The 23,719-nt window shown below is 50.8% G+C and carries 18 protein-coding genes and 1 riboswitch; of the genes, 11 read left to right on the top strand and 7 right to left on the bottom strand.

The features are described from left to right. Positions 1-83 precede the first annotated feature (83 nt). Positions 84-2,336 carry an ATP-binding cassette domain-containing protein gene (locus ACOZB4_RS26140; RefSeq protein WP_379410819.1) on the top strand — a complete coding sequence of 751 codons (2,253 nt, stop codon included), beginning with the start codon at positions 84-86 and terminating at the stop codon, positions 2,334-2,336. 120 nt (positions 2,337-2,456) lie between these two features. On the opposite strand, the gene ACOZB4_RS26135 is transcribed toward ACOZB4_RS26140, so the two are convergent. Beyond that, positions 2,457-4,154 (bottom strand): alpha-amylase family glycosyl hydrolase, encoded by a 1,698-nt coding sequence (locus ACOZB4_RS26135; protein WP_379410823.1) that lies wholly within the window; start codon positions 4,152-4,154, stop codon positions 2,457-2,459. A 616-nt stretch (positions 4,155-4,770) separates the two neighbouring features. Between ACOZB4_RS26135 and ACOZB4_RS26130 the strand changes: the two genes are divergently transcribed. From ACOZB4_RS26130 to ACOZB4_RS26120, 3 genes are all read left to right on the top strand, one after another. Further along, positions 4,771-5,805: a LacI family DNA-binding transcriptional regulator gene (locus tag ACOZB4_RS26130; RefSeq protein ID WP_076322293.1), complete on the top strand. Its 1,035-nt coding sequence runs from the start codon at positions 4,771-4,773 to the stop codon at positions 5,803-5,805. Between the two features lie 149 nt (positions 5,806-5,954). After that, on the top strand, positions 5,955-6,605 hold the full coding sequence (gene pgmB, locus ACOZB4_RS26125) for a beta-phosphoglucomutase (RefSeq protein WP_339269995.1): 651 nt from the start codon (positions 5,955-5,957) through the stop codon (positions 6,603-6,605). A gap of 90 nt (positions 6,606-6,695) precedes the next feature. Continuing rightward, positions 6,696-8,999, top strand: a complete 2,304-nt coding sequence (locus ACOZB4_RS26120; RefSeq protein WP_379410828.1) for a glycoside hydrolase family 65 protein — start codon at positions 6,696-6,698, stop codon at positions 8,997-8,999. A gap of 253 nt (positions 9,000-9,252) precedes the next feature. Here ACOZB4_RS26120 and ACOZB4_RS26115 read toward each other — a convergent pair whose 3' ends face one another. Continuing rightward, positions 9,253-10,287, bottom strand: a complete 1,035-nt coding sequence (locus tag ACOZB4_RS26115; RefSeq protein ID WP_076322295.1) for an EAL domain-containing protein — start codon at positions 10,285-10,287, stop codon at positions 9,253-9,255. A gap of 205 nt (positions 10,288-10,492) precedes the next feature. Continuing rightward, on the bottom strand, positions 10,493-12,031 hold the full coding sequence (locus ACOZB4_RS26110; protein ID WP_379410833.1) for a diguanylate cyclase domain-containing protein: 1,539 nt from the start codon (positions 12,029-12,031) through the stop codon (positions 10,493-10,495). 236 nt (positions 12,032-12,267) lie between these two features. Between ACOZB4_RS26110 and ACOZB4_RS26105 the strand changes: the two genes are divergently transcribed. From ACOZB4_RS26105 to ACOZB4_RS26080, 6 genes are all read left to right on the top strand, one after another. After that, the gene (locus ACOZB4_RS26105) at positions 12,268-12,651 is read left to right on the top strand and encodes a VOC family protein (RefSeq protein ID WP_076322297.1); all 384 of its coding nucleotides are present in this window, start codon (positions 12,268-12,270) and stop codon (positions 12,649-12,651) included. A 171-nt stretch (positions 12,652-12,822) separates the two neighbouring features. Continuing rightward, a riboswitch (TPP riboswitch) is annotated at positions 12,823-12,934 on the top strand. Between the two features lie 113 nt (positions 12,935-13,047). Further along, a complete protein-coding gene (locus ACOZB4_RS26100; RefSeq protein WP_379410837.1) occupies positions 13,048-14,079 on the top strand; it encodes an ABC transporter substrate-binding protein in 1,032 nt (343 codons plus the stop codon). Positions 14,080-14,170: 91 nt separating this feature from the next. Then, a complete protein-coding gene (locus ACOZB4_RS26095; RefSeq protein WP_379410840.1) occupies positions 14,171-14,464 on the top strand; it encodes an MTH1187 family thiamine-binding protein in 294 nt (97 codons plus the stop codon). Continuing rightward, positions 14,461-15,216, top strand: coding sequence for an ABC transporter permease (locus ACOZB4_RS26090; RefSeq protein ID WP_379410843.1), 756 nt, complete (start codon positions 14,461-14,463; stop codon positions 15,214-15,216). The genes ACOZB4_RS26095 and ACOZB4_RS26090 overlap by 4 nt, the downstream gene beginning before the upstream one ends. Before the next feature lie 54 nt (positions 15,217-15,270). Further along, positions 15,271-16,104 carry an ABC transporter ATP-binding protein gene (locus ACOZB4_RS26085; protein WP_379410847.1) on the top strand — a complete coding sequence of 278 codons (834 nt, stop codon included), beginning with the start codon at positions 15,271-15,273 and terminating at the stop codon, positions 16,102-16,104. A gap of 79 nt (positions 16,105-16,183) precedes the next feature. Beyond that, entirely contained in the window at positions 16,184-16,999 is an 816-nt protein-coding gene (locus tag ACOZB4_RS26080) for a TatD family hydrolase (RefSeq protein ID WP_379410849.1), read from the top strand. A 32-nt stretch (positions 17,000-17,031) separates the two neighbouring features. Here ACOZB4_RS26080 and ACOZB4_RS26075 read toward each other — a convergent pair whose 3' ends face one another. The 4 genes from ACOZB4_RS26075 to ACOZB4_RS26060 form a co-directional block, all read right to left on the bottom strand. Continuing rightward, entirely contained in the window at positions 17,032-17,208 is a 177-nt protein-coding gene (locus ACOZB4_RS26075; RefSeq protein ID WP_076322303.1) for an aspartyl-phosphate phosphatase Spo0E family protein, read from the bottom strand. 157 nt (positions 17,209-17,365) lie between these two features. Then, positions 17,366-18,916, bottom strand: a complete 1,551-nt coding sequence (locus ACOZB4_RS26070) for an extracellular solute-binding protein (protein WP_379411021.1) — start codon at positions 18,914-18,916, stop codon at positions 17,366-17,368. A 68-nt stretch (positions 18,917-18,984) separates the two neighbouring features. Further along, positions 18,985-19,869 (bottom strand): carbohydrate ABC transporter permease, encoded by an 885-nt coding sequence (locus tag ACOZB4_RS26065; RefSeq protein WP_076322305.1) that lies wholly within the window; start codon positions 19,867-19,869, stop codon positions 18,985-18,987. Positions 19,870-19,901: 32 nt separating this feature from the next. Continuing rightward, on the bottom strand, positions 19,902-20,882 hold the full coding sequence (locus tag ACOZB4_RS26060) for an ABC transporter permease (RefSeq protein WP_076322677.1): 981 nt from the start codon (positions 20,880-20,882) through the stop codon (positions 19,902-19,904). 377 nt (positions 20,883-21,259) lie between these two features. Here ACOZB4_RS26060 and ACOZB4_RS26055 point away from each other — a divergent pair, with 377 nt between their 5' ends. Beyond that, positions 21,260-23,578, top strand: coding sequence for a helix-turn-helix domain-containing protein (locus ACOZB4_RS26055; RefSeq protein ID WP_379410857.1), 2,319 nt, complete (start codon positions 21,260-21,262; stop codon positions 23,576-23,578). Positions 23,579-23,719 lie beyond the last annotated feature (141 nt).

The following is a 23,719-nucleotide window of genomic DNA, read 5'->3' as shown; positions in this document are numbered from 1 at the left end:
GAATTGTCATGTTTATAAGATATGCTATTGCTGTGTCCAGGTCAAAACGATACAAGAAAGGAGCCCTCATGATGTGCAACCACATGGAACAGTTCATCAAGGTAAACGGTGCCCGAAACAAAAACCTGCGTAACGTGAGCCTGACCATTCCCAAAAAACAAATCACGGTATTCACTGGCGTGTCCGGTTCCGGCAAATCCGCCATGGTCTTCGATACGATTGCCGCAGAATCCCAGCGTCAGCTGAATGAGACGTATTCCAGTTTTATCCGTCATCGCCTCCCACATTACGGGCAGCCTGAGGTCGATTCGGTTGAGAACCTGTCGGTCGCGATCGTCGTTAATCAGAAAAGAATCGGCGGTAATGCCCGTTCAACCGTAGGAACCATCACCGATATCCATTCCTTGCTGCGCTTGTTATTCTCCCGGATCGGCCGGCCCTTCGTCGGATATTCGGACGTATTTTCCTTTAACAACCCGCAAGGCATGTGCCCTCATTGCGAGGGACTGGGCAAAGTGAACAGCTTTCGGATCGAGAACTTGATCGATAAGGAGAAATCGCTAAACGAAGGCCCCATCCGGTTCCCGACATTCCGGCCGGGGGAGTTCCGCTGGAAGCGTTATGTCGCCACAGGCCTGTTTGATAATGATAAGAAGCTGAAGGATTACAGCGAGGAAGAATGGGACACGCTGCTGTACAAAACCGGCTTTAAACCGCCGAACCCGACGGAGGAATGGCCGCCCACCTCGTATTATGAAGGCATTATCCCCCGATTCGAGCGGACATTCCTGAGTAAGGATTCACGGGATGCGAGGACATATAGGGAAGCCATCGATCAAGTGGTGGCCGAGACCGCCTGCCCGTTATGCCACGGCGGAAGACTGAATCAGGAGGTGCTCTCCTGCAAAATCAACGGAACCTCCATCGCCGACTGTGCACGGATGCAGGTCAATGAGTTGATCGCCTTTTTGCACACAATCCAGGATCCGGCGGCAGCAACCATCGTGGAAACCTGCATAACTCGGCTGGAGCAGCTGCTTCTGGTCGGGATCGGCTACCTGACGATGGACCGGGAAACCTCGACCCTGTCCGGCGGCGAGTCCCAGCGCATCAAAATGGTCCGCCAGTTGGGGAGCAGCTTGACGGATTTAACGTATATTTTTGACGAGCCCAGCATCGGCCTGCATCCGCACGATGTGCACAACATGAACCGCCTGCTGCAACAGCTTCGGGATAAGGGAAACACGGTCATCATCGTGGAGCATGATCCCGACGTCATCCGGATTGCGGATCATATTGTAGATATGGGACCCCGAGCCGGCACCGCTGGCGGTACGATTGTGTATGAGGGGGACCCGGAAGGGTTGCGCCACGCAAACACACTGACAGGTAAATATTTGAGTCAACGCGCCCGGTTAAAGTCCTCAGTCCGGGAGCCGGCCGGATGGCTGCACATTGAGGACGCCTCCCTTCACAATCTGAAGCAGGTGTCTGTGAGCATTCCAACCGGGGTGCTGACGGTGGTAACAGGCGTTGCCGGGTCAGGCAAAAGCACGCTCATTAACCAGGTGCTGCCAAACGTTTATCCGGAGGCCATCATTATTAATCAGGACATGATCCAGGCGTCCAACCGCTCCAATATCGCGACGTTTACCGACATTTTTGATGCCATCCGCAAGCTGTTCGCCGACGAGAATCAGGTAAGTCCATCCCTGTTCAGCTTTAATGCCAAGGGGGCTTGTCCGGTGTGCAACGGCTCCGGCACGATTACGATGGATCTGGCTTTTATGGACAGCCTGGTTACCGTTTGCGAAGCCTGCCGAGGCCGCCGCTTTCATGATGACGTTCTGCGCTATCAACTTCGCGGTAAAAACATCAGTGACGTGCTCGCCATGACCACCGACGAAGCGCTGGATTATTTTGCGGAAAAGGGCATCGTATCCGCGCTTCAGCGTATTCAGCATGTTGGGCTGGGTTACTTGACGCTCGGTCAGTCCTTAAGCACGCTATCGGGAGGGGAACGGCAGCGGGTGAAGCTGGCGGCAGAGCTTGATAAGCAAGGTGAAATTTATGTACTGGACGAACCCTCGACCGGGCTCCATCTGTCCGATTGCGAGCGGCTAATGTCCATCATCAACCGCCTTGTCCGTCAGAACAGCACGGTCATTGTGATCGAGCATAATCTGGATATCATCAGCCAGGCCGATTGGATTATTGACATGGGACCCGGCGCGGGGCAAGACGGCGGGAATATCCTGTTCTCTGGCAAACCGGCCGATCTGCTGAAGAACGCGCATTCCCTAACAGCCAGATATTTACGGCAGTTTCAAGCCTAGACATTTACGCCTTCCAGGCTCATGCGGAGGGCATCCTAACGGTCAAAAAGACCCCGAGCACACCTCCTTCCAAGGGGCTCGGGGTCTTTGGGTGTTCCACTGCAATAGACAAGCTGCGACCTACTCCAATATGACGGTCGTATAAGGCGGCAGCGTTAAGCTGCTGCCGTTTAATGTCGCTCTATCATCCGTTGTTTTCGACAAGGATTGGAATAGCGATTCCCCGCTCTTTGCCGCCAAATCGACCGTCTGCTCTTCGCCGGACAGGTTATGGACAACAAGGGCTTTGTTGTCCTGGGTACGGCGGATATAAGCCATCACCTGCCCATTGCCGGAAGCATAGGATTCGATCGTGCCGCTGTTCAGCGCAGGCATATCATTCCGCCAGCGGATCAGCGTGCGATAACGGGACAGCAGGGAACCCGGGTCTCCCGTCTGCTGTTCCACGCCCTGCACCTGGTCGTCCCGGTTATACTTAAGTGGCTCCCAGGTCGTCTGCCCCTTATCGCTGCCCGTATTGGACCAGATCATCGGCTCGCGGATTTGTTCGTCCGGCTTCGCACCCTTCATCCCGATCTCTTCTCCGTAATAGATAAATGGATTGCCCGGCATGGTCAACAGAATGCCGGCGGCCATCTTGGCGTGGTTCTCATCGCCCTTCAGCTGCGACATGACACGGTTCATGTCATGATTCGTCAAGAATGCGGCATCCGTAAACTGGCCGCCTGATACCTGGCTGAACAAACCATAAGTCCGCTCCAGGGTGAAGGCCAGGTTGTTATCCTTCTCGTTCATCGCAGCACCGATGATGCTCTCGCCCAGGCTAAAATTGAACCCGGAATCAAACGCTTTATCGAGATACGGGGCAATGACCGCTGCGGAATTATCCCAAACCTCACCTACGATATAAGCGTCCGGGTTCACCTCATTCATGCTGGCGCGGAATTCCTGCCACCAGGCCGTATTCTTGGCCGTGGTTGCCTCGCCCTTATCGGACATCAGATCCTCATAAATATGTTTGGCTGCATCGATCCGGAATCCATCGACACCGAGCTCCAGCCAGAACTTCCCGATATCCTTCATCTCCTCGCGGACCATGGGATGATCGAAGTTTAGATCGGGCATTCCGCCCCAGAACGTGCCCATGTAATGGGCACCGTTCATCTCATGCCAAGGCGAGCCGCTGCCGGCTGCGCTGGCCCCCGAAGGGGTCTTCCCTTGATCCTCGGCCCAGATGTACCAATCGCGGGTCGCCGAAGCTTTGTCTTTCGCAGCCTGCTTAAACCAGGCATGCTCCGTGCTGGTGTGATTGACTACCAAATCCATAATAATTTTGATTCCGCGCTTATCCGCTTCAGCAAGCAGCGTTTTGAAGTCATCAAGCGTCCCGTACTCCGGATGTATGGAGCGATAGTCGGTTACATCATAGCCATGATAGCTTGGCGAAGGATTGATCGGCATCAGCCAAATCCCCGTCACGCCCAGATCGTTAGTAGTGTCTGGATTTCCGTCATTCAGATAATCCAGCTTCTCAATGACGCCTTGTAAATCACCGATCCCATCCCCATCGGAATCATAGAATGAGCGTACAAAAATCTCATAATAGACGTCGGAGGGCTGCTCATCCACCTCCTCTGTCTCCACTGTTGCAGGCGCTTTCGGATCCGACTCTTTCGTTTCCGGCGCCGCTGGCGGCTTGGCCTCCTCTTGCGGTGGAGCCGCTGTACCGCTACAGCCTGCCAGCAGACTTCCGGTAAGCGTAATGGCGGCAAGCCATATAGGCAGAGCTCTGCGTTTTCCCCATGTAAAACGTATCACATTATTTACCTCCTGTTCGCTGCAGCAGCAGAAGTTCATCCAGTTACTGCATTTATGTATTCAAATGTATCTCTTCATATCTCTACAGCATTCCGAGAAAGCGCAAACGTTTGTATTCAAAACCACTAGTGTTTTCCAGTAAAACGGTTACATTTCGTGGTACAACTTGAATTCCATCTTGTTCCGCCGATAGGCGGCCCATTTTTATCCATCCATATCATAACTCACTTCTTTGTTTTGTTAAATCGTTTGCACAATGCCGTTTTAAGTTGTTTTCCGGACTTTTCTGGCCATAATACCGGCCTTTCTCCAGTTTTCTAACCCTTGCTTCTTTTTTGATGCATTTGTGAAATAATTGCGCTGGACTGACTTGGATACGTATTTACAAGCCTATCGATTAACGTTAATATAGCAGTGTGAAACCGTTTAACTTACCGGATCAATATGGCTTTAGATCAATAGGTATCATGTATACTCAGGGCCTGACAGACCCACAATTAAATAAAGCAGAACGGTCCGCGATTAGCGGAAGTTACTCTTCTGAAGCAAGAGAGAACTCCAGTAGTCGCTTTCTTATTTTCAAAAAAACGCAAACGGTTCCACTGGAGGTCCTATTATGTCTGTAACGATTAAAGATGTCGCAAAACGAGCGGGCGTATCCCCCTCCACCGTCTCGCGGGTGCTTTCCAATCATCCTAGAATCAGCCGCGAAACCTCGCGTAAGGTGAAAGAGATCATGGAGGAAATGGGCTATCATCCCAATATTATGGCCAAAAGCCTTGTTTCCAAAACGACGGAAAGCATATGTGTCATTCTGCCGAAACCTGCGGAGGAATTGTTCCTCAACTTATTCTTCATGGAACTGATCCGCGGTATCGTCACCCAAGCGAACCGCTCCGGATACGACGTCGTTCTCAGTTCGGGCGGCAACGAGAAGGAAGAGGTCGAAGCCGTATCCCGGCTGCTTAACGGTCGCCGCGTCGACGGCGCCATTTTGCTATACTCCAGGCAGGACGATAAGGTGGTTGATTTTCTCAAGTCCAACAACTATCCGTTCGTGCTTGTCGGCCGGAGCGAGAAATACCCGGATCTGTTATCCGTCGATACCGATAATGTGCAGGCTGCCTATGATGCAACCAAGCATCTAATCTCCCTTGGACATCAACGGATTGGCTTTGTCAGTGGCCCGCCTAACCTGATCGTATCTCAGGACCGGATGAAAGGCTATGGCAAAGCGCTTGCCGATGCGGGTCTGGAGATGAGAAAAGAGTGGATTGTGGAAGGCGAGTTCCTTCAGGAAAGCGGCTATCGCGCCATGTCCTTTTTCATGAACCTGCCTGAACGTCCGACGGCGCTTGTCATTGTTGATGATATTGTCTCTTTCGGCGTGCTGCGGGGACTGCATGAGCTAGGGTATAAGGTACCCGAAGATGTATCCATTATCAGTTTCAACAATATCTCTTTGACCGAACTATCGACCCCGCCGCTGAGCAGTGTGGACATCGGGATTTATAACCTGGGTTATACCGCTTCCCAAGCGCTGATCCAGACCATTCGAAACGATGACAACACGATACTGCCGCACCGTTATATCATTCCGCACCGGTTGATGATCCGCGAATCCTCGATGTTTTCGCTGCCGAAATCTTAAGGTCCGGATCGAATCGCGGAAGATACACAATGTGTTTCCAAAATGCGGAAGATACACGAAGTATTTCAAAATAAAGAAGCATCGTGGTGCTTCCTTTATTTTTGCAGCTTGGTTCAAACGTTTGCACTAATTCGTTAAGGAGGATGTTCATGTCATCCATATCCGCTTGTTTATTTGATCTTGACGGCGTTCTGGTGGATACCGCCAAGTATCACTACATTGCCTGGAAGCGTCTTGCCGGGGAACTCGGCTTTGAATTCACGGAGCAGGACAATGAACGCCTGAAGGGAGTAAGCCGCATGGCCTCCCTCGATATTCTGCTCGAGGTTGGCGGAGTGAAGCTGGATGAGGCCGCCAAGCTGGCACTGGCCGAGAAGAAGAACGCCTGGTATGTCGAGTATATTTCCAACATGGATGAATCCGAGATTTTGCCTGGAGCCCTCGAATTTATCCAAGCGCTGAAGGACCGCGGCATCAAGGTTGCGCTGGGCTCCGCCAGCAAAAACGCCATGCTGATCCTGAACAATACCGGCCTCACGCCTTACTTCGACGCCATTATCGATGGAACGAAGACTGCCCAAGCGAAACCGGATCCAGAGGTATTTACGATGGGCGCTCATGAGCTTGGCGCCCGGCCTGACGCCTGCGTCGTATTCGAGGATGCTGAAGCCGGTATCGAAGCTGCCACGCGCGCGGGAATGCGCAGCGTCGGCATCGGTTCCCCTGAAACCTTGGGGCGGGCCAACATCGTTCTTCCCTCCCTGGAAGGATTCACAGTGGATCGTCTACAGGAGTTGTAAGCGAATGCGTACACATGCTTACGGCATCCGGTAGTTTCATCCCATATAGATCTGCAACCATTTTTCCTAAAAACAAAGGAGCCGATGATTGTGAAACAATATTTAAAGCTTGATGAATGGTCAATTATTGAGGAGGGCTTTGATCCTCACACGCATGAGATCTCGGAGAGTATCTTCAGTATCGGGAATGGATTTATGGGCCAGCGCGCCAACTTCGAGGAATCCTACAGCGGCTCCTCCCTGCAAGGCAGTTATATGGCCGGCGTGTATTACCCGGATAAAACCCGTGTAGGCTGGTGGAAGAACGGTTATCCTGAATATTTCGCCAAAGTGCTGAACAGCACCAACTGGATTGGCATCAGCATTGAAATCGACGGCGCGCCGCTTGATCTGGCTAAGAGCACGGTGAAGGATTTTGTGCGTGAGCTGAACATGAAGGAAGGCTTCCTTTCCCGCAGTTTCACCGCTGTCATGGAAGACGGCAAAGAACTCAAGGTTGAAGCTGTTCGTTTTGTCAGCATCGTACGCCATGAGATTGGTGCCATCCGTTATGCAGTTACCCCACTCAATTTCAGTGGTGAGCTTACGATTACCCCTTATCTCGATGGCGATGTGAAGAACAAGGACTCCAACTATGACGAGAAATTCTGGCTTGAAGTATTCAAGGAAGCTGCGCAAGGTTCGGCCGCATTGACTGTAAAAACCAAGAAGCTCGATTTCCATGTAACCTCCGTCATGTCTTATGCTATTTTAAAGAACGGCGAGAAGCTGGAGCTTCAAGCGGAACTGGTGGAGAAAGAGAAATATGCGGGGAACCGCGTAGGCATACCCGTGTCTGAAGGTGAAGTCATCACCATCTATAAATATGTGGCTAATGTTACTTCCCGCAATCATGGATACGGCGAATTGGTGGATGCTGCACGTGCTGTGCTGGAGCCGGCGGCCCGGACCGGATTTGAGTTGCTGCTGAAGGAGCAGGCCGATGCATGGGGCGATAAATGGAAGGAAAGTGATATCGTCATTGAAGGCGATGTAGCAGCCCAACAAGCGATCCGTTTTAACATCTTCCAGCTGAACCAAACCTACAGCGGCGAAGACGACCGTCTGAATATCGGGCCGAAGGGCTTCACCGGGGAAAAATACGGCGGCAGTACCTACTGGGATACCGAGGCGTATTGCCTGCCGTTCTACTTGAGCACCGCGGATGCCAGCATCTCGCGCAACTTGCTGATTTATCGTTATAAGCACCTGGAAAAAGCGAAGGAAAACGCCAAGAAGCTCGGCTTTACCAAAGGCGCTCTCTATCCTATGGTGACGATGAACGGCGAAGAGTGTCATAACGAGTGGGAGATTACCTTTGAGGAAATTCACCGTAACGGGGCGATTGCCTATGCCATCTACAACTATGTCAACTATACCGGCGACTTCTCTTACCTCGGCCAATACGGTCTGGAAGTGCTCGTGGAAATCTCCCGTTTCTGGGAAGAGCGCGTGAATTACGTGCCGGCGAAGGATCAGTATATGATGCTCGGCGTTACCGGTCCGAACGAGTATGAGAACAACGTGAACAACAACTGGTACACAAACCGGATTGCCAGTTGGACGATGGAATACACGCTCGACGTGCTCGAATATTTGAAAGAGAACGAGAATTCCCGCTATGCCGAGCTTACGGCGAAGCTTGCGCTGCAGGATGTCGAAACGACCAAATGGCAGGATATCATCAGCAAAATGTACTACCCGGTAGACGAGGAGCTCGGCGTATTCCTGCAGCAGGACGGATTCCTCAACAAGGTGCTTGTTCCGGTGAAGGAACTGGACCCAGTCCACCTGCCCCTGAATCAGAACTGGTCCTGGGACCGCATTCTGCGTTCGGTATACATTAAGCAGGCTGACGTACTGCAAGGATTGTTCTTCCTTGGCGACCAGTACGACTTGGCTACGAAAAAACGCAACTTCGACTTCTATGAACCGTTCACGGTACACGAGTCCTCCCTCTCGCCATGCGTACACTCCATTCTCGCGTGCGAGCTTGGGTACCAGGAGAAGGCGTACGAGATGTACCTCCGTACAGCTCGCCTGGATCTGGACAACTACAACAACGATACCGAGGACGGCTGTCATACAACCAGCATGGCGGGAACCTGGATGTCCGTTGTGCATGGCTTCGGCGGCTTGCGTGTGAAGGATGGCGTATTGCATTTGAATCCATTCATTCCAGGCCACTGGTCTTCCTTCTCCTTCAAAGTGATGTTCCGCGGGTCCCGCCTGAAGGTCAACGTCAAAGGCAAGGAAACCATCATCGTGAACGAAACGGATACGCTGGCTGTCCTGAACGTGAATGGCAAGGAATACAGTATCAGCGGATTTGGAGAGGTAACAGCCGCAAGATAACAAGCAAACTTGTTCAATCAATGGCTACCCCGAACTATATAAAAACAAGAGCCCTGGAGAACACTCCAGGGCTCTTGTTTTTACAGAAAACGGGCTCCTTCAGACATCATCATTACTCCTTCTTGAAGGACCCGTCTTCATCCATGCCAAGCATCTGTATTGTCTGAACTCAGCCAAAGGCTCCGGCAACCAGATACCAAAGCTCCGCATCAAGATGGCGGGGGAATTGCCGATTATGTATGCTATGAATAGATTAGTTGAGAATGAGGTCACGCGGAGGCCGTTCAGATGGCTTCCCAAACAAATACCCCTGCGAGAGCTCGATCCCGATTTCTCGGCAAAAATGAAACTCCTCCCGTCTCTCAATGCCTTCAGCCAGCACCATGGCCCCAAAATCATGAGCCATGTTGGTGATCATTTTGAGCTGCTTCTGCTGGGCGGGATTACGATCGCAATGGTCGATCAGACTCCGGTCGATTTTTACATAATCCGGCTTAAGCTTAATCATCTGTTCCAATGTGGAATACCCTGCTCCTACGTCATCCATGGCTACCGAGATTCCATGACTGCGATAAACCTCGAAAATCGATTGCAAATGCTTAACATCATCAATCTTCTCGGTTTCCACGACCTCAAATACGAAATCCCTCGGATCCAGATGGAGCCTGTCTATGGTATTAAAGGTGTGGCTTAGACACATCTCCGCATCATATATGGAGGATGGCAGGAAGTTCACGAATCGCTTCACGCCGATAGGAAGCCACTCGGCACTGGTCTCAATGGCACTGGTTCGTGCTGCCCGGTCCAGAAATGCATGCAATCCGGTTTTACGGGCTGTCTCAAACAGCTCATACGGCTGGAATCTGGCTCCCCACTCTACCGGACGAAGGAGAAATTCGTAGGCCACGATCTGCTCGGATGTATCCACGATGGGCTGCATGTAGCTCGTAAACTGCTTATGTAAAATGATACTCACCATATCGTAATGCTCCATCTGCAGTTCGAACTTCTGCATAGGGGTCCACGAATGCCGGATTTGCGGAGCTTCTCCACCGGTAACACAGAAGGACAGCTCTTGACGAATCTTCAGCGGAAGGGGCTGCAGACACTTCATCATAGAGATCAGGTCCGCACGTACCTTGTAGTTCACAGCACAACCCTCATTGTTCTCTTGTACCGTGTAGCCGTTCACTGCCAGCAACTGAATAAGCTCACCACTTGCAGGCTTCATATGAATGGTCCCCTGGTCCTCAATCGGTTCAAAGGTGCTGCAATTGTCGCAAATCATGTTCGTCCTCCTTGGCAAGCTAGCTCTCACTATGCTTCTTATCGGCATTTTGAATATGATTTCTTTGCATTTTATGGATTTTATATCGAAGTTATGACCTATTTTAAGAGAAATGCGCAAGATTCGTGCAATGATTGCGCCAAATTCTACAAAAATCGACTTATATTGCTTTTAACAACCTATTGTCGATACTACGGTCATACATTCATCTACTCACCTTTTGATCCAAAAGCTGCAGCAGCATCGTCCGCTCTACATCAAAATGCCAGGGGGCGTTCCGTTCCTTCGCCGCATACATCGCTGCATCCGCTCGACCAATCAGCTCCTGGTCATTTCTGGCATGATCTGGATAAACCGCAATACCGATACTCGGCGTGGTTCGGACCTCATGCCCTTCCAGCTCGTACGGCTCACTAAGCATCGTCCAGATCTCCTCCGCCATCCAGATCAGCTCCTGATCATCGCCGGCCGGATGGATCATGACCGTGAATTCGTCTCCTCCTAAACGGGAAACCAAAACTCCCTTGGATTCGAGTGATTGAAGCCGGTCTGCAACCTTTCGTATCAACAAATCGCCGGCACGGTGGCCGTATCGGTCATTGACTCGTTTGAAACGGTTCATATCCATATACAGCAAGCCTACACGGGAACCTGTGCGGTCCGCCTCCTTCAGCGAACTTGACAGCCTTGCATTAAAATAACGACGATTATACAGCCCCGTAAGATCATCGCGATGTGCCAGGGATTCACTCTGCATCAGACTTTCATGCAGTCGATCCAACAAGCGGTCGTTCTCGAACTGGATCAAAATCTGCCTGAATAGGATCAGGATAACGCACAGGGAAAGGCCGGTAAACAGTCCAGTCCACCCTCCAAAATGCTGCGCCATAAGGGCAAACATCCCGCCGAGCACGCTGTAGGGAAGCAGGTACCTTACGATCAGGTTTCCGGTTGAACGAGGCTCCCGCTCGCCAACAGATGGATTACGGGTATCAGGAGCGGACTGTCCGCCTGCGAAACTAATGAAAAATACCGATAACGTATAGAGTGGATACAGGTAAGAGCGAACCTCGATATCCAAAAGATCAACGAGATAGATGTACAGAACATCTCCGGCCATAAATGTACTTCCGCCAAGACATAACAGGATGGCCGCCCATTTCCTTAACTGTCCGGTATTAAAATACAACACCATTGTAAAAAAAATAAGTACCATTGCGCACAGTGGATACAGCATGTCCACCCAAAGGTTTCCCCATACTGTCTCATGGGCCAGACCCTGAAGCTCAGGCTTGATGAAATATTCCCATCCTACCGTCATGACCGCTATGCCAACAATCACGATATCCAGCATAAACCGCAGCCCCCGAAACGAACCCTGAACATGCCGGAATAAATAAATGAGAGAACTTGCGAACAGGATAAGTTCGATCCCCCAGAACAAATGGGTTAGAACTGACAGGAAAGCGCTCTCTTTTCCAAACCAGATATTGCATGCGTGGAGGGTTCGGGCCACTGCCTCCCCCATCAATCCGAGACTCGCAATAAGCCAAAACCTGCGAAGATGAACCTCAAAACGCCGACGGATCCGCATTAAATAAACGGAAGCGGCTGCAGGAGAAATAATGACTAGTACACGCTGAAGCGATAAAGCATCAGGCATCCACAGAGCGATCATTATCTGAATGAATGCATATATTATGGCGAGTCGAATCCACAGATGATCTGCTGGAGTTGGACTCATAAGCATTCCTCCTCGGCCAAAAGGTAAGCTGGTTCACTTTAAATGTGTTAGGTCTTTTGAATTAACATTTCTATTTCTCATGATACTTTTTGCCCACCCAAAAGTAAAGATGAGGAAATGAAAGAAAAATCATCTTATTCGCCTGTGCACGAACAACATAACACCCACTTGACGTATAGGAATTATATGATAATATTTCAGTCATATCTTATATGAATCGGAAAGGGTGTTGCACCATGTCACAGAAACGATTGGATCATGTTGGTATTGTTGTCCGGGACCTTGAAGCTACAATCGCCTTCTATACATCCGTAGTCGGACTTGAGCTGAAGGACCGCCTGACCCATACTAATGGCGTCATCCAGCTGGCGTTCCTAGGATTTAACGGCAGCAACGAGACGGAAGTCGAGCTTATTCAGGGATACAGCGACACGCTGCCTTCGGAAGGAACGGTACATCATTTTGCAGTCAGCACGGATAACATTGAAGAGGAATATGCCCGTGTGCAGGGACTTGACGTTCCTCACTTGGACGAGGAAATCGTGACGCTTCCGAACGGGTACCGCTATTTCTTCGTGCACGGTCCCGAAGGAGAATGGATTGAGTTCTTCCAGCGCTAACCTCTGCGTAGAAGCCGTATTCAAATACTTTATCTTGTGAAAGGTTCATAGCATCAATTAATTCTCCCATTGCATTAGTGTTCTAACAAAGACCTGTCACGTTCGCGCCTCTTCGAACTAGACAGGTCTGCTGTGTTAGGACTATAATAGCGGATGTAATGATCGAAACTTCATAAATACCGGGGGAGCTGGAATTTGGCCGGCTGAGAGTGTATCCGATATGATACTGACCCTTACACCTGATCTGGGTAATGCCAGCGTAGGAAGCCCATGTTTGCGGCAGCTTTTATTTGCCGTGGTATACACTTACGCCGTCATGCGTCCTGATATCATCAGGGCGTTTTTTTTGTGGAGTTGCGAGGTAATAGAAAGAGAACTTAAAGGAGAGAAGAAACGATGAAGAAGGGAAGATGGATTCCGCTGCTTCTCGCTTGCGTCCTGCTGATGGTTGCGTCCGGATGCGCTACAAGCGGAGAGAACAAAAAGATAGGCGCCGCAGGTGAGGACAGTCAGACTCCCGGGAAGCTCCGTGACGTACAACTGATGCTCGATTGGTCCGCCAATACGAATCACACCGGCCTGTATGCAGCGAAGGAGCTTGGGTATTATGAGGAAGAAGGGCTTAATGTCCAGATCGTCCAGCCGGGAGCAGGCGGAACGGATACGCTGGTCGCATCCGGAAACGTGCCGTTCGGTATCAGCTATCAGGAAGGCGTAACGCTGGCCAGAACCCAAGGATTGCCGCTCGTTTCTATTGCAGCGATCATTCAGCATAATACATCCGGCTTTGCGGCTCCCAAGGATAAAGGCATCTTGAAGGCAGGCGATTTTGAAGGGAAATCCTATGGCGGCTGGGGCTCGCCTGTGGAGGAAGCGGTTATGAAGTCCATCATGGAGATCGATGGTGCCGATGTCAGCAAGGTGAATATGGTCAATATGGGCGATGCCGATTATTTTACGGCCGTCAAACGCGACATTGATTTTGCCTGGATCTTCTATGCTTGGACGGGTATTGAAGCCGAGCTTCGCAATGAGCCGCTTGACATGATTTATGTGAAGGACTACTCCAAGCAGCTTGATTATTACACACCGGTGATCGTAACGAACGAGAAGCAGATCCAGGAAGACCCTGAGCTTGTCAAAGCGTTCATGCGGGCGACTTCAAAAGGATACGACTATGCGATTCAACATCCCGAAGATGCGGCAGCCCTGCTGACGAAGGCTGTTCCCGACCTGGATGCCGAACTGGTTCTAGCCAGCCAGAAATGGCTGAGCCCCCGTTATCAGGATGATGCATCCCGCTGGGGCGAACAGAAAGCCGAAGTATGGTCGGGGTACGCAGACTGGATGTTTGAGCGCAAGCTGCTGGAGAAGGAACTTGACGCTGACAGCGCATTTACCAATGAATTTTTACCGGAGAAGCCATAAGGTTATTTCTATATAAAAGAAGAGAGACGGCCTTTGCAGCAGGCCGCCTCTCTTCCATTACAATACAGCTTGCACGAAAGGATGAGTTTATATGGCGAATACTCTCTTGAGCATTCAAGTAATACCGAGAACGCCAAACGGGACCGACAGCATCCCTTATGTAGATGAAGCGATCAAGGTTATTCAGGAATCAGACGTGAAATACGAGGTTCATGCACTCGAAACGACCATGGAAGGAGAGCTCTCCGAGCTGCTCAGGATCGTTGAGCGCATGCACGAGGCGCTGGTGAATGCGGGCAGTCCCAGCATCATATCCCAGGTCAAAATCGCGCATCATCCAAGCGGCATCAGCATGGATAAGCTGACTGAGAAATACCGTCCATGAGAAGCTGGTGGAGTTCTGTTTGGCCGCCCGTTGTGGCGGTCCTCTTCTTTTTGGTGGTATGGCAGGCGGCAGTATCCGTGTTCGACATTGAACCCTTTATTTTGCCTGCACCGACGGCCATCGGGCATGAGGCCGTTACCGGAGCTTCCGGCCTCTTCCAGCATACAGCGGCCACCCTGCAATTAACCCTGATCGGCTTTATAATCGGTACGGCAATCGGTCTAATCATCTCGCTGGCACTGCACATGGTGCCTTTTCTCAAAACCTCCCTTTATCCGCTTCTTATTCTTAGCCAAAATGTGCCGACAATCGCCCTAGCCCCGCTTCTCATGATTTGGTTCGGCTTCGGCATGCTGCCCAAGGTTATCGTGATTACGCTGGTCTGCTTCTTCCCTGTCGCTGTTGCGGCCCTGGATGGACTCGCACGTACCGACCGCACCATGATGAATTATATGCAGATGGCGGGGGCTACCTCGTGGCAAATTTTCACCAAGCTGGAGCTGCCGCATGCCCTTCCCTCCATCTTCTCCGGGATTCGAATTGCGGCCACCTATTCGGTCATGGGGGCGGTTATCGGGGAATGGATCGGCTCGGACCGGGGAATCGGTTACTACATGATGCTGCAAAAATCCGGCTACCGCACGGATCGGGTATTTGTTGCCATCCTGGTCATCGTCTTGCTCAGCCTGCTGATGGTGCTGCTGATCACCCTGCTGGAGAAGCGGCTCATCCGCTGGAATCGAAAAGGTTGAGCCCCCTGTGAATAGACATTTCGAATCTTATATGAAAGGAGGCCATTTATCGATATGACACATCAAATACCCCTGCCGCTCCAGGACGGGGCTGATCCGTCCACTGCGTCGGTCTCATCAGCACCTGCCCTCGAGGTTCGCAGCCTTCGGAAAACCTTCCGCGACCGGCGCAGCGAAGTGCATGTACTGGATGGCCTTTCGCTTCAGGTACAACCCGGGGAATTCGTCTCCTTGATCGGTCCTTCAGGCAGCGGAAAGAGCACACTCTTCCATATCATCGGGGGATTAACCGCTCCGGATACGGGTTCGATCCTCATGGATGGTCAGGACGTGACCGGGGAAAAAGGCCGCATCGCCTATATGCCTCAACAGCCAGCCCTGTTCCCTTGGCGTACGGTGGAGGACAATGTGCTCCTTCCCGAGGAGCTGAGAGGCACCACGAAAGCCGTTGCCAGGGAACATGCCCGCAGCTGGATGGAACGGGCCGGCCTCACCGGCTTCGAGAAGGCGTATCCGCACACCCTTTCAGGCGGAATGCAGCAGCGGGCGGCTTTTCTGCGCGCACTGATGAGTCCCCAGGAAGTCATGTGCCTGGACGAACCGTTCAGCGCATTGGATGCGCTGACGCGCAGCGATATGCAGCGCTGGCTGCTCGATATCTGGGAGGATACGCGCCGTTCGGTGCTGATGATTACCCATCATATCGAGGAGGCGCTGCTCCTCTCGGACAGCATCTATATCCTGTCAGCCCGGCCCGGAACCATCTTGAAACGGGTAGAAGTCCCTTTCTCCCGCCCACGCCGGGAAAACATCCTGATGGATCCGTCCTTCATCGCATTAAAAACCGAAATTTCCGCCATCATGCGGGAAGAACAGCATAAACGCTGACCGATTAAGGCCAGCGGAATACATACATCCATGATTAGCCAAGCGCTTCGTGGAAGCTTACAAGCGAGGTTATGTAACGATGAAATCATTCATGCAAAGTGAAGCCAATTTCCCACTGTTGGATACTCATATTCATCTGGACAGCTATTCGTTATCCGATCAACAAGCGATTCTCGCGGATATCCGTCATCATGAGGTTCAATCCGTTATCTCCGTCTCCATGCATCTGGCTTCCTGCAAGCGAAACCTGGAGCTGGCCAGGCAGTACGGACCGATGGTGCGGCCGGCTTTCGGTTATCATCCGGAGCAGCACCTCCCTTCCACTAACGAAACCGAAGAGCTGCTGGATTGGATGGCAGAGCATGCCGATGAGATGGTCGCCGTAGGAGAGGTGGGTCTCCCCTATTACGCCAGGCTGGAGGCTGAATCGAAGGGCCGACCTTGGGATAACCGCCCTTACGCCTATCTATTGGAGCAATTTATAGCATTTGCTAAAAAGCATCATAAACCGGTGATTCTGCACGCTGTATATGAAGATGCGGATATCGCATGTGATTTGCTCGAAAAATACGGCGTCACTCGTGCCCATTTCCATTGGTTCAAGGGCTCCCGTGACACCTTGCAGCGGATGGCCGGTAACGGATACTATATTTCCTTCACGCCTGACATCCTCTATGAGGAAGAAATTCGGGATATGGCATGCAGGTATCCGGATCATCTCGTCATGACCGAAACCGATGGTCCTTGGCCGTTCGAAGGTCCGTTCACCGGACAGATGACCCATCCTCGGATGACGGCTGCTGTGGCTGCGGCATGGGCGGAGCTTCAGGGGCTGTCCATATCCGAGGCTCGCAGGATTTTTTATGAGAACGCCGCGAGACTTTACGATCTATAAAAAGAATCTTCATTCAGCTTTAAGTCGGTTGTTTACGCAATCGGCTTGTTTTCTTTAAGAAATCGGTTATATTGATTAATCAACTCATCAAGCACGATCGATTGACCGAGGACTTTAGGATGATTAAAATCACGATACCGCTGCTTCATCTTATGAAGCTTATGCCGTTCTTGCTCGATATTAAACTTTATGCCTTCCTTCGTTTCCATGACTTTATATCCTCCCCTCATGTAATATTTTATGCTTTAATGTAAAATTATAGGATGTTTAATATTAGACATCAGAAATATAACATGGAGGAGCTATTCCTGTTATTCACGCCAAAAAACCACAATGCAAGTTGCAGCATTGTGGTATTGGATTCCATTATTTAACGTACTTCTCCTGATACGCCTTTGACATCTCGTCTGTAATTTCCTTCATCTTCGGATCACTCTTGATCGTTTCGATCAGTTTATCGTACGATTCAACTGGTTCTTTGCCCGTGATGACCATGACCCGCATATCCTCCACCTTCTTGGAAATCTCGGGATAGTATTTGTTATAGGCTTCCGAATACAGCTCTCCCGAAGGATTCGGAACCTTGACCGTCTTGCGCTCTGTGACAATCTCTACGTTTCGCTCATATACTTCATCCGGCATCCCTACCGCGCTGATGGCCATATCGTCGCTGACGAGGTGAATCATATTGTTCAAGTTGCCGTCACCCGTCTTATCCACGGCGGCCTGCGGCGTTGCAACCTTCTTCCCGTTCTCCACATTATAATGGATACCTTCGATTCCGTAGGTCAGCATCTCATTGCCTTCTTGACTATAACCGTAATCGAAAAACTCGAGGATTTTCTTCACTTTCGCCTCCGGCACTTTCTTCGGAATCAGGTACACTCCATAGTACGGCGATCCTGAAGGCGTATACTTCACCCCGTTTGCATTCTCCAAGTAAGCAAGCGGCATTAGATCCGCCTTGGGGTCAACGCCTTTCACGGCTTCGCCGGTCACCCAGGCATGGTTCATGGACATGCCCCCTACCCCTGCCTTGGCGCTTCGCATCGTATCCATCACCTGCGAGAACTTCATGATCGCGAAGTCTTTGGGGAACAAGCCCTCGTCATAAGCCTGTTTGATCCACAGCATGGCCTCCCTTGACTCGTCCGACGTCATAATCGGAGTCAGGGTATTATCGGGTTGAAGCTTCCAGGACCCTTGCGTTTCATTAAATATATTGTAAATATAAGCGAGAGCCCCCGGATTTGCGGCATATGGAATCTCATCGGCCTGTCCATTACCATTCGGATCCTGTTCCTTAAAAGCCTTTAACACGTTATGGAACTCATCCAGCGTTTTGGGCGTTTCCAGCTTAAGGGCATCCAGCCAGTCCTTGCGGATCATCGGGAATACTCCGCCGCCATAGCTAGGATAATAACGAGGAATGACGATGTTCTTGCCATCCACCTTGGTGATTTCCCACATTTCCTTCAGTTCTTGGCGGTTCAAATTCGGATAGTCTTTAAGAAACGGCGTCAGATCCCAGAAGACGCCCTGCTTCAGCATTTTCTGCAGCTGCGGGTTCTGCATCGTTTCCACGAAAGTAACCTCCGGAAGATCGCCGGATGCAAGCATGACATTGATCTTCTCTTCGGCCGTGGACGGCGACAGCCACGTAATATTCAGCTTGGTATTGGTGCGCTTCTCGAGCTCTTTCCATAGTACATTGGTGTTGTCTATGAATTCGGTGGCATAATTCAGGGTCTGTATCGTAATGCTGGTTGGTTCACTGTTGTCTGTTCCGCTTCCGTTATCGCTCGGTGCACTTCCGTCTCGGCTGCCGCATGCGCTAAGCAAGAGCGAGCTTGCCAAGAGCAGCACCCCCGACATTTTTAAAAACGACTTGCCCGGCTTGGTTTCCTTTTTTTTCATCATTAGACCTCCCTTTTAATTTACATCTCGTCTGACTGATCATGATGGCAGTTAGACCGTATATCGGATCATTCCTTGACAGAGCCTACCATCGCCCCTTTGGCGAAGTGTTTCTGCAGGAATGGATACACTAACATGATCGGAACGGTTGCAATCACGACCGCCGCCATCTTCAACGTTTCTGTTGGGACGGGACGGTTCACTTGGAAGGCGAATCCGCCGCCGCTCCCCGATCCCATCGTTGTTGGGTCCACAAGCATATTTTGCAGCAATACTTGCAGCGGCCACATCTTCTGGTCGTTAATAAACATCAGTGCGTTGAAGTACGTATTCCAATAGCCGACGGCAAAGAACAATCCAAACGCCACCAACGCCGGCAGCGACAACGGCAGAATGATTCGCCAGAATACGCCGATATCATTCGAGCCGTCGATCATCGCGGCTTCCTCCAGACTTTCCGGAATGCTGTCGAAGAATCCCTTCATGAGCAGCACATACCATGCGCTGGTCAAGCTCGGCAGGATCAGCGACCAGACGCTGTCAATGAGTCCCACATTGCGGACGACCAAATACAGCGGCACCAATCCCGGCGTAAAGAGAAAGGTGATTAGGATCATAATCATGATGGCCTTGCGAAACCGAAGGCGTTTACGGGACACCGCATAAGCCAAGCCCCCGGTAACAAGCAGGCTGAGCAGCGTGCCAACCGTAGCCAGGAACACGCTCACGGAAATCGAGGTGACAAACAATCCGTTGGACAGTAAATGCTTGTAAGCATCCAGCGTCCAAACCCGCGGCCATAATATCAAGCTTCGTTGATAATATTCCACCGGATCGGTAAACGACAAAATAACGGTATAGTAAATCGGAAATATCGTTGCCAAACCGATGATCAGCAGCAGTCCGTTATTCACAAAACCAAACAGCCTGGTTTTCCATCCTTTCTCATGCATGTTTTACTCCTCCTTGTCTCTTCGCCAATCCTTTAGTACAAGCTTTCTTGACCGTACCGTCTCGCCAACCGGTTGGCCGTGACCACCAGGATGACGCCGACAATCGATTTGAACAATCCGATGGCCGTACTATAGCTGAACTCACCCTGCCGAATCCCCACCCGGTATACATAGGTATCGAACACCTCGGCTACATTGGTGACAGGTGCATTCATCATCAGATAAATCTGTTCGAATCCCGTATCCAGAATCGTTCCCAGACGGAGAATCAACAGAATCAGGATCACGTTGCGCATCGCCGGCAGGGTAATATGCCACATCCGTCTCATACGGCCCGCGCCATCCATGACGGCTGCTTCATATAATTGCGGGTCTACTCCAGCGATAGCCGCGAGAAAGATGATGGTCCCCCACCCGACTTCCTTCCAGATGGATTGTCCCGTCAGCATACCCCAGAAATAGTTCGGGTTGGAGAGAATATCGATTGTCTCCCAATCCATGGAGATGAGCCACTTATTAAACAAGCCCTCCGATTGCGAGAACATGAGGTAGGTTAGACCGTAGATCAATACCCAGGATAAAAAATGGGGGATATACACCAGGGATTGAATGGTCCGCTTATAGAAGGAGTTCCGCACTTCATTCAGCATCAAAGATAAAATGATCGGTGCCGGAAAAAAGAAAATCAAGCTCAGAAAACTGATCGCCAGCGTATTACGCAGCAGCATCCAGAAATCATGGTTGGAGAAAAACCGGGTGAAATGCTCAAACCCTACCCAGGGGCTTCCGAGCACCCCAAAGTATGGAGAATACTCCTGGAAGGCAATTACGAGATTCGTAATCGGAATATATTTGAAAATGATAAAAAAGATCAGACCCGGCAAGGCCAGCACGTACAAATATTTGTCGCGCGAAACATCCGACCATATCCGCCCCCACTTTGTTTTGGATCTCACGGGAATGGGGGGGCTCCCGCTTCCTTTTGCCGACTGAACGGTTTCTTGTGCTTTCATCGATACTCCCTCACTTTCAGCCTTGTCATCTTGTTCAACATACCGTTCACGGAATGTAGTTCTAATGTAAACGCTTGCAGTATTCCCTGCAATTCCACTTTTTTTCCGCCGTTTCCAATAACCCGTATCTTCCTGCACAACACAGGGAATTGCTTGGTCTCTAAGGTATTGAGGACCCTTTCGTTTCCTTGTATTGCACTTTTTTTCCACGACGAATGAACGTCCGCTTCGGTTAAACGATAACGTTGTCCCAACCTCAATTGGGAAGATATGATCTTTTCAACTCATCCACTCATTCGCTATGATAGGAAGTAATCATTTACCGGCTCGCTTTGATTAAGCCTTTGATTTGTCTATGCCAACAGGGGGTTAAACTAATGAGGCAACAGAATCATGAATCCGTTTTCAAAGGTATTATGTATTGGAGAAGCATCGCGCTGGCCGTGTTGTTAACATGCCTCCCCATCTCGGCCATTACGGCCGTTTACCTTTATGTGGGCAACCAGCATATGATTAACCAATATCAGCAACGGAACGAAGAAGCCCTGGTTGACGCTGCGAGACAAGTAGACGAGCAATTTACCCAGTTGGTCCACTACGCCCTCAATATGGTGGTGAAGCCCCATTTCAAGCCTTCGTTGTCGGATATGGACTTTGTATCGAATGTCGAGGAGACAAACGAGCTGTTCAGTACGCTCAACCTAGTGGGGAATGCCGATCCCTTGGTGGATCAGGTCTATCTGTATATCAAAAAGCAAAACAAAATCATGGAGCCTGATCTCGGCCTGCGGACGCTGGATCAGGAACAGGATGCGATAAGCTTCAACAAGCTCATGGAAGGAGATTCGGACATGTTCTGGGTCCATGACCTGGAGCGGCCTTTTAACAAGGATAAATCTTCCCACGCGCTCGTCATGCGACTTCCCTTCAACGGTCATACGCCCTATGGCGCGATCGTCATCTATATTGATCCGTCGAAGCTGCACGTCATTCGCAATAGCGAGAATCTCTCGTTCCTGCTGGACGACCATGGTCACGTCATCGGGGAGTCGGGAATGAGCCGCAGCATGCCGAAAGCGATGAGCGCGATTCAGGAACAGCTAAAGCTTCCGGAGAATGCCCGAAGTTCGAATCATTTGCGGTTGAAGGTTCCGGTGGACCAGGATGTGTTGCTGGTGAACACCGTTCAATTTGAAAAAATGCAACAAAATTGGACCTATGTTTCAGGCACGCCGCAATCCAAGATCATTGCTCCAACGAAGCCGTACACTCATATCATTCTGATTTGCTTTGCTTTTGCGCTTGCGGCATCGCTGGCTGTGAGCTGGTTTGCCTCTAAGAGCATGTATCGTCCTATAAGCAAGATGCTGAATATGATTGGCGGTGATCAGGCCAAACCGAGCTTGCGATACAATGAGCTTGATTTTATTGAACACGAGTGGAAGCAGTACCGATTCTCCCACGATACGCTGCAAAGCCAATGGAAGCGGTCCTTGCCCGCGATCAGGGAGGCTTATATCAATCAATTTTTGAGTGGACAAGCCGCCCACCTGACGGAGCCCGAATACGTGCTCAAGCTGCAAGAGATGGATCTTGACATTACCCATAAACAGTTCTCGGCCATCGTGCTTCAGCAGCATACCCACGGGGAGGATCGGACGCCTCTGACGGAAAACGATCAGCATCTTCTCACCTATGCCGCCCTGAACGTGATCCAGGAGCTGGCAGAGGACATAAGCGCATATATGCATCCCATCAATTTCTTCGACGGCTCATTCGGCGTCATCTTGATCGTTCCGGCTTCCCATCAAGCCGATGAACAGTCGCTTTTGATGAGGGAGCTGTGCGATCAGATCATGCGGGCTTTGCGCGATACGCTCCGCATGTCGGCAACCATCGTATTGGGAGGACCAAGCTCAACCTGGACGGATGTTCCCCATATTCTCGAACAGGCCAAGCGGGCGCTGCATTACCGATCCTTTGATGCAGGCAGTCAGCTGCTGGAGGCAGAAACCGTGCTTTCCCAGAAAAACGACTGGATCGACTTTCCGCTGGAATTGGAGCAGGATTTCATTCACACCTTGAATCTTGGGCTTCAGGGAGATGCGCTGCGTTCCCTAAGCCGCTTCGTAACGGCGCTTCAGGCCGGGGGAGGTTCGGAGTGGCATGTCCACCATGGCCTCATGCGGTTAATCACAAGCGTTCACCGGTCTATGCTGCAGGCTGGCTTAAATCCATATCAGGTGTACAATTTCTCCAATCTGCAGGAACAGCTGTCCCTGCTTCGGGATCCGAAGGCCTGCGTGACCTGGTTCCAGAAAGAAATCATCGAACCCTACCTCGATCAGTTAACAAAGAACTTCAACAGCTCCATGAAATCGCTGGTCGAAAACGTACTGGAGCAAATCGAGCAAAACGGAATGCAGGACTTGTCCCTGGATGCCATGGCCATGGAAGCCGGTGTCAGCGTATCCCAGCTGAGCAAAGCGTTTAAGCAGATGACGGGCACGAATTATATAGACTATCTGACAACCGTGCGCATGAACCGCTGTAAAGAATTGCTGCTGACCACGGATCTTCGCATTCACGAGATTGCGGAGGCCGCAGGATATCAGCCTCCCTACTTCAATCGAATGTTCAAGAAGCTTGAAGGGATCACGCCCGGACAATACCGTCAGCAGGGCATTGGCAAATAGATCAGACTAGGTTCAGCATGCGGAGAAGATGGATTTGCCAACACATGATCCTGATCAGCAATCTCCATATAAAGGAGACCGCTGAAAAGGGGCTGTCCCTTGGTCCGTATTTCATGACCTTTTGGGACAGCCCCGTACTGT

Source organism: Paenibacillus sp. NPDC058898 (assembly GCF_049316025.1).
In the GTDB taxonomy this organism is placed as follows: Bacteria; Bacillota; Bacilli; order Paenibacillales; family Paenibacillaceae; genus Paenibacillus_AQ.
This window is presented reverse-complemented; position numbering and strand designations above follow the sequence as displayed.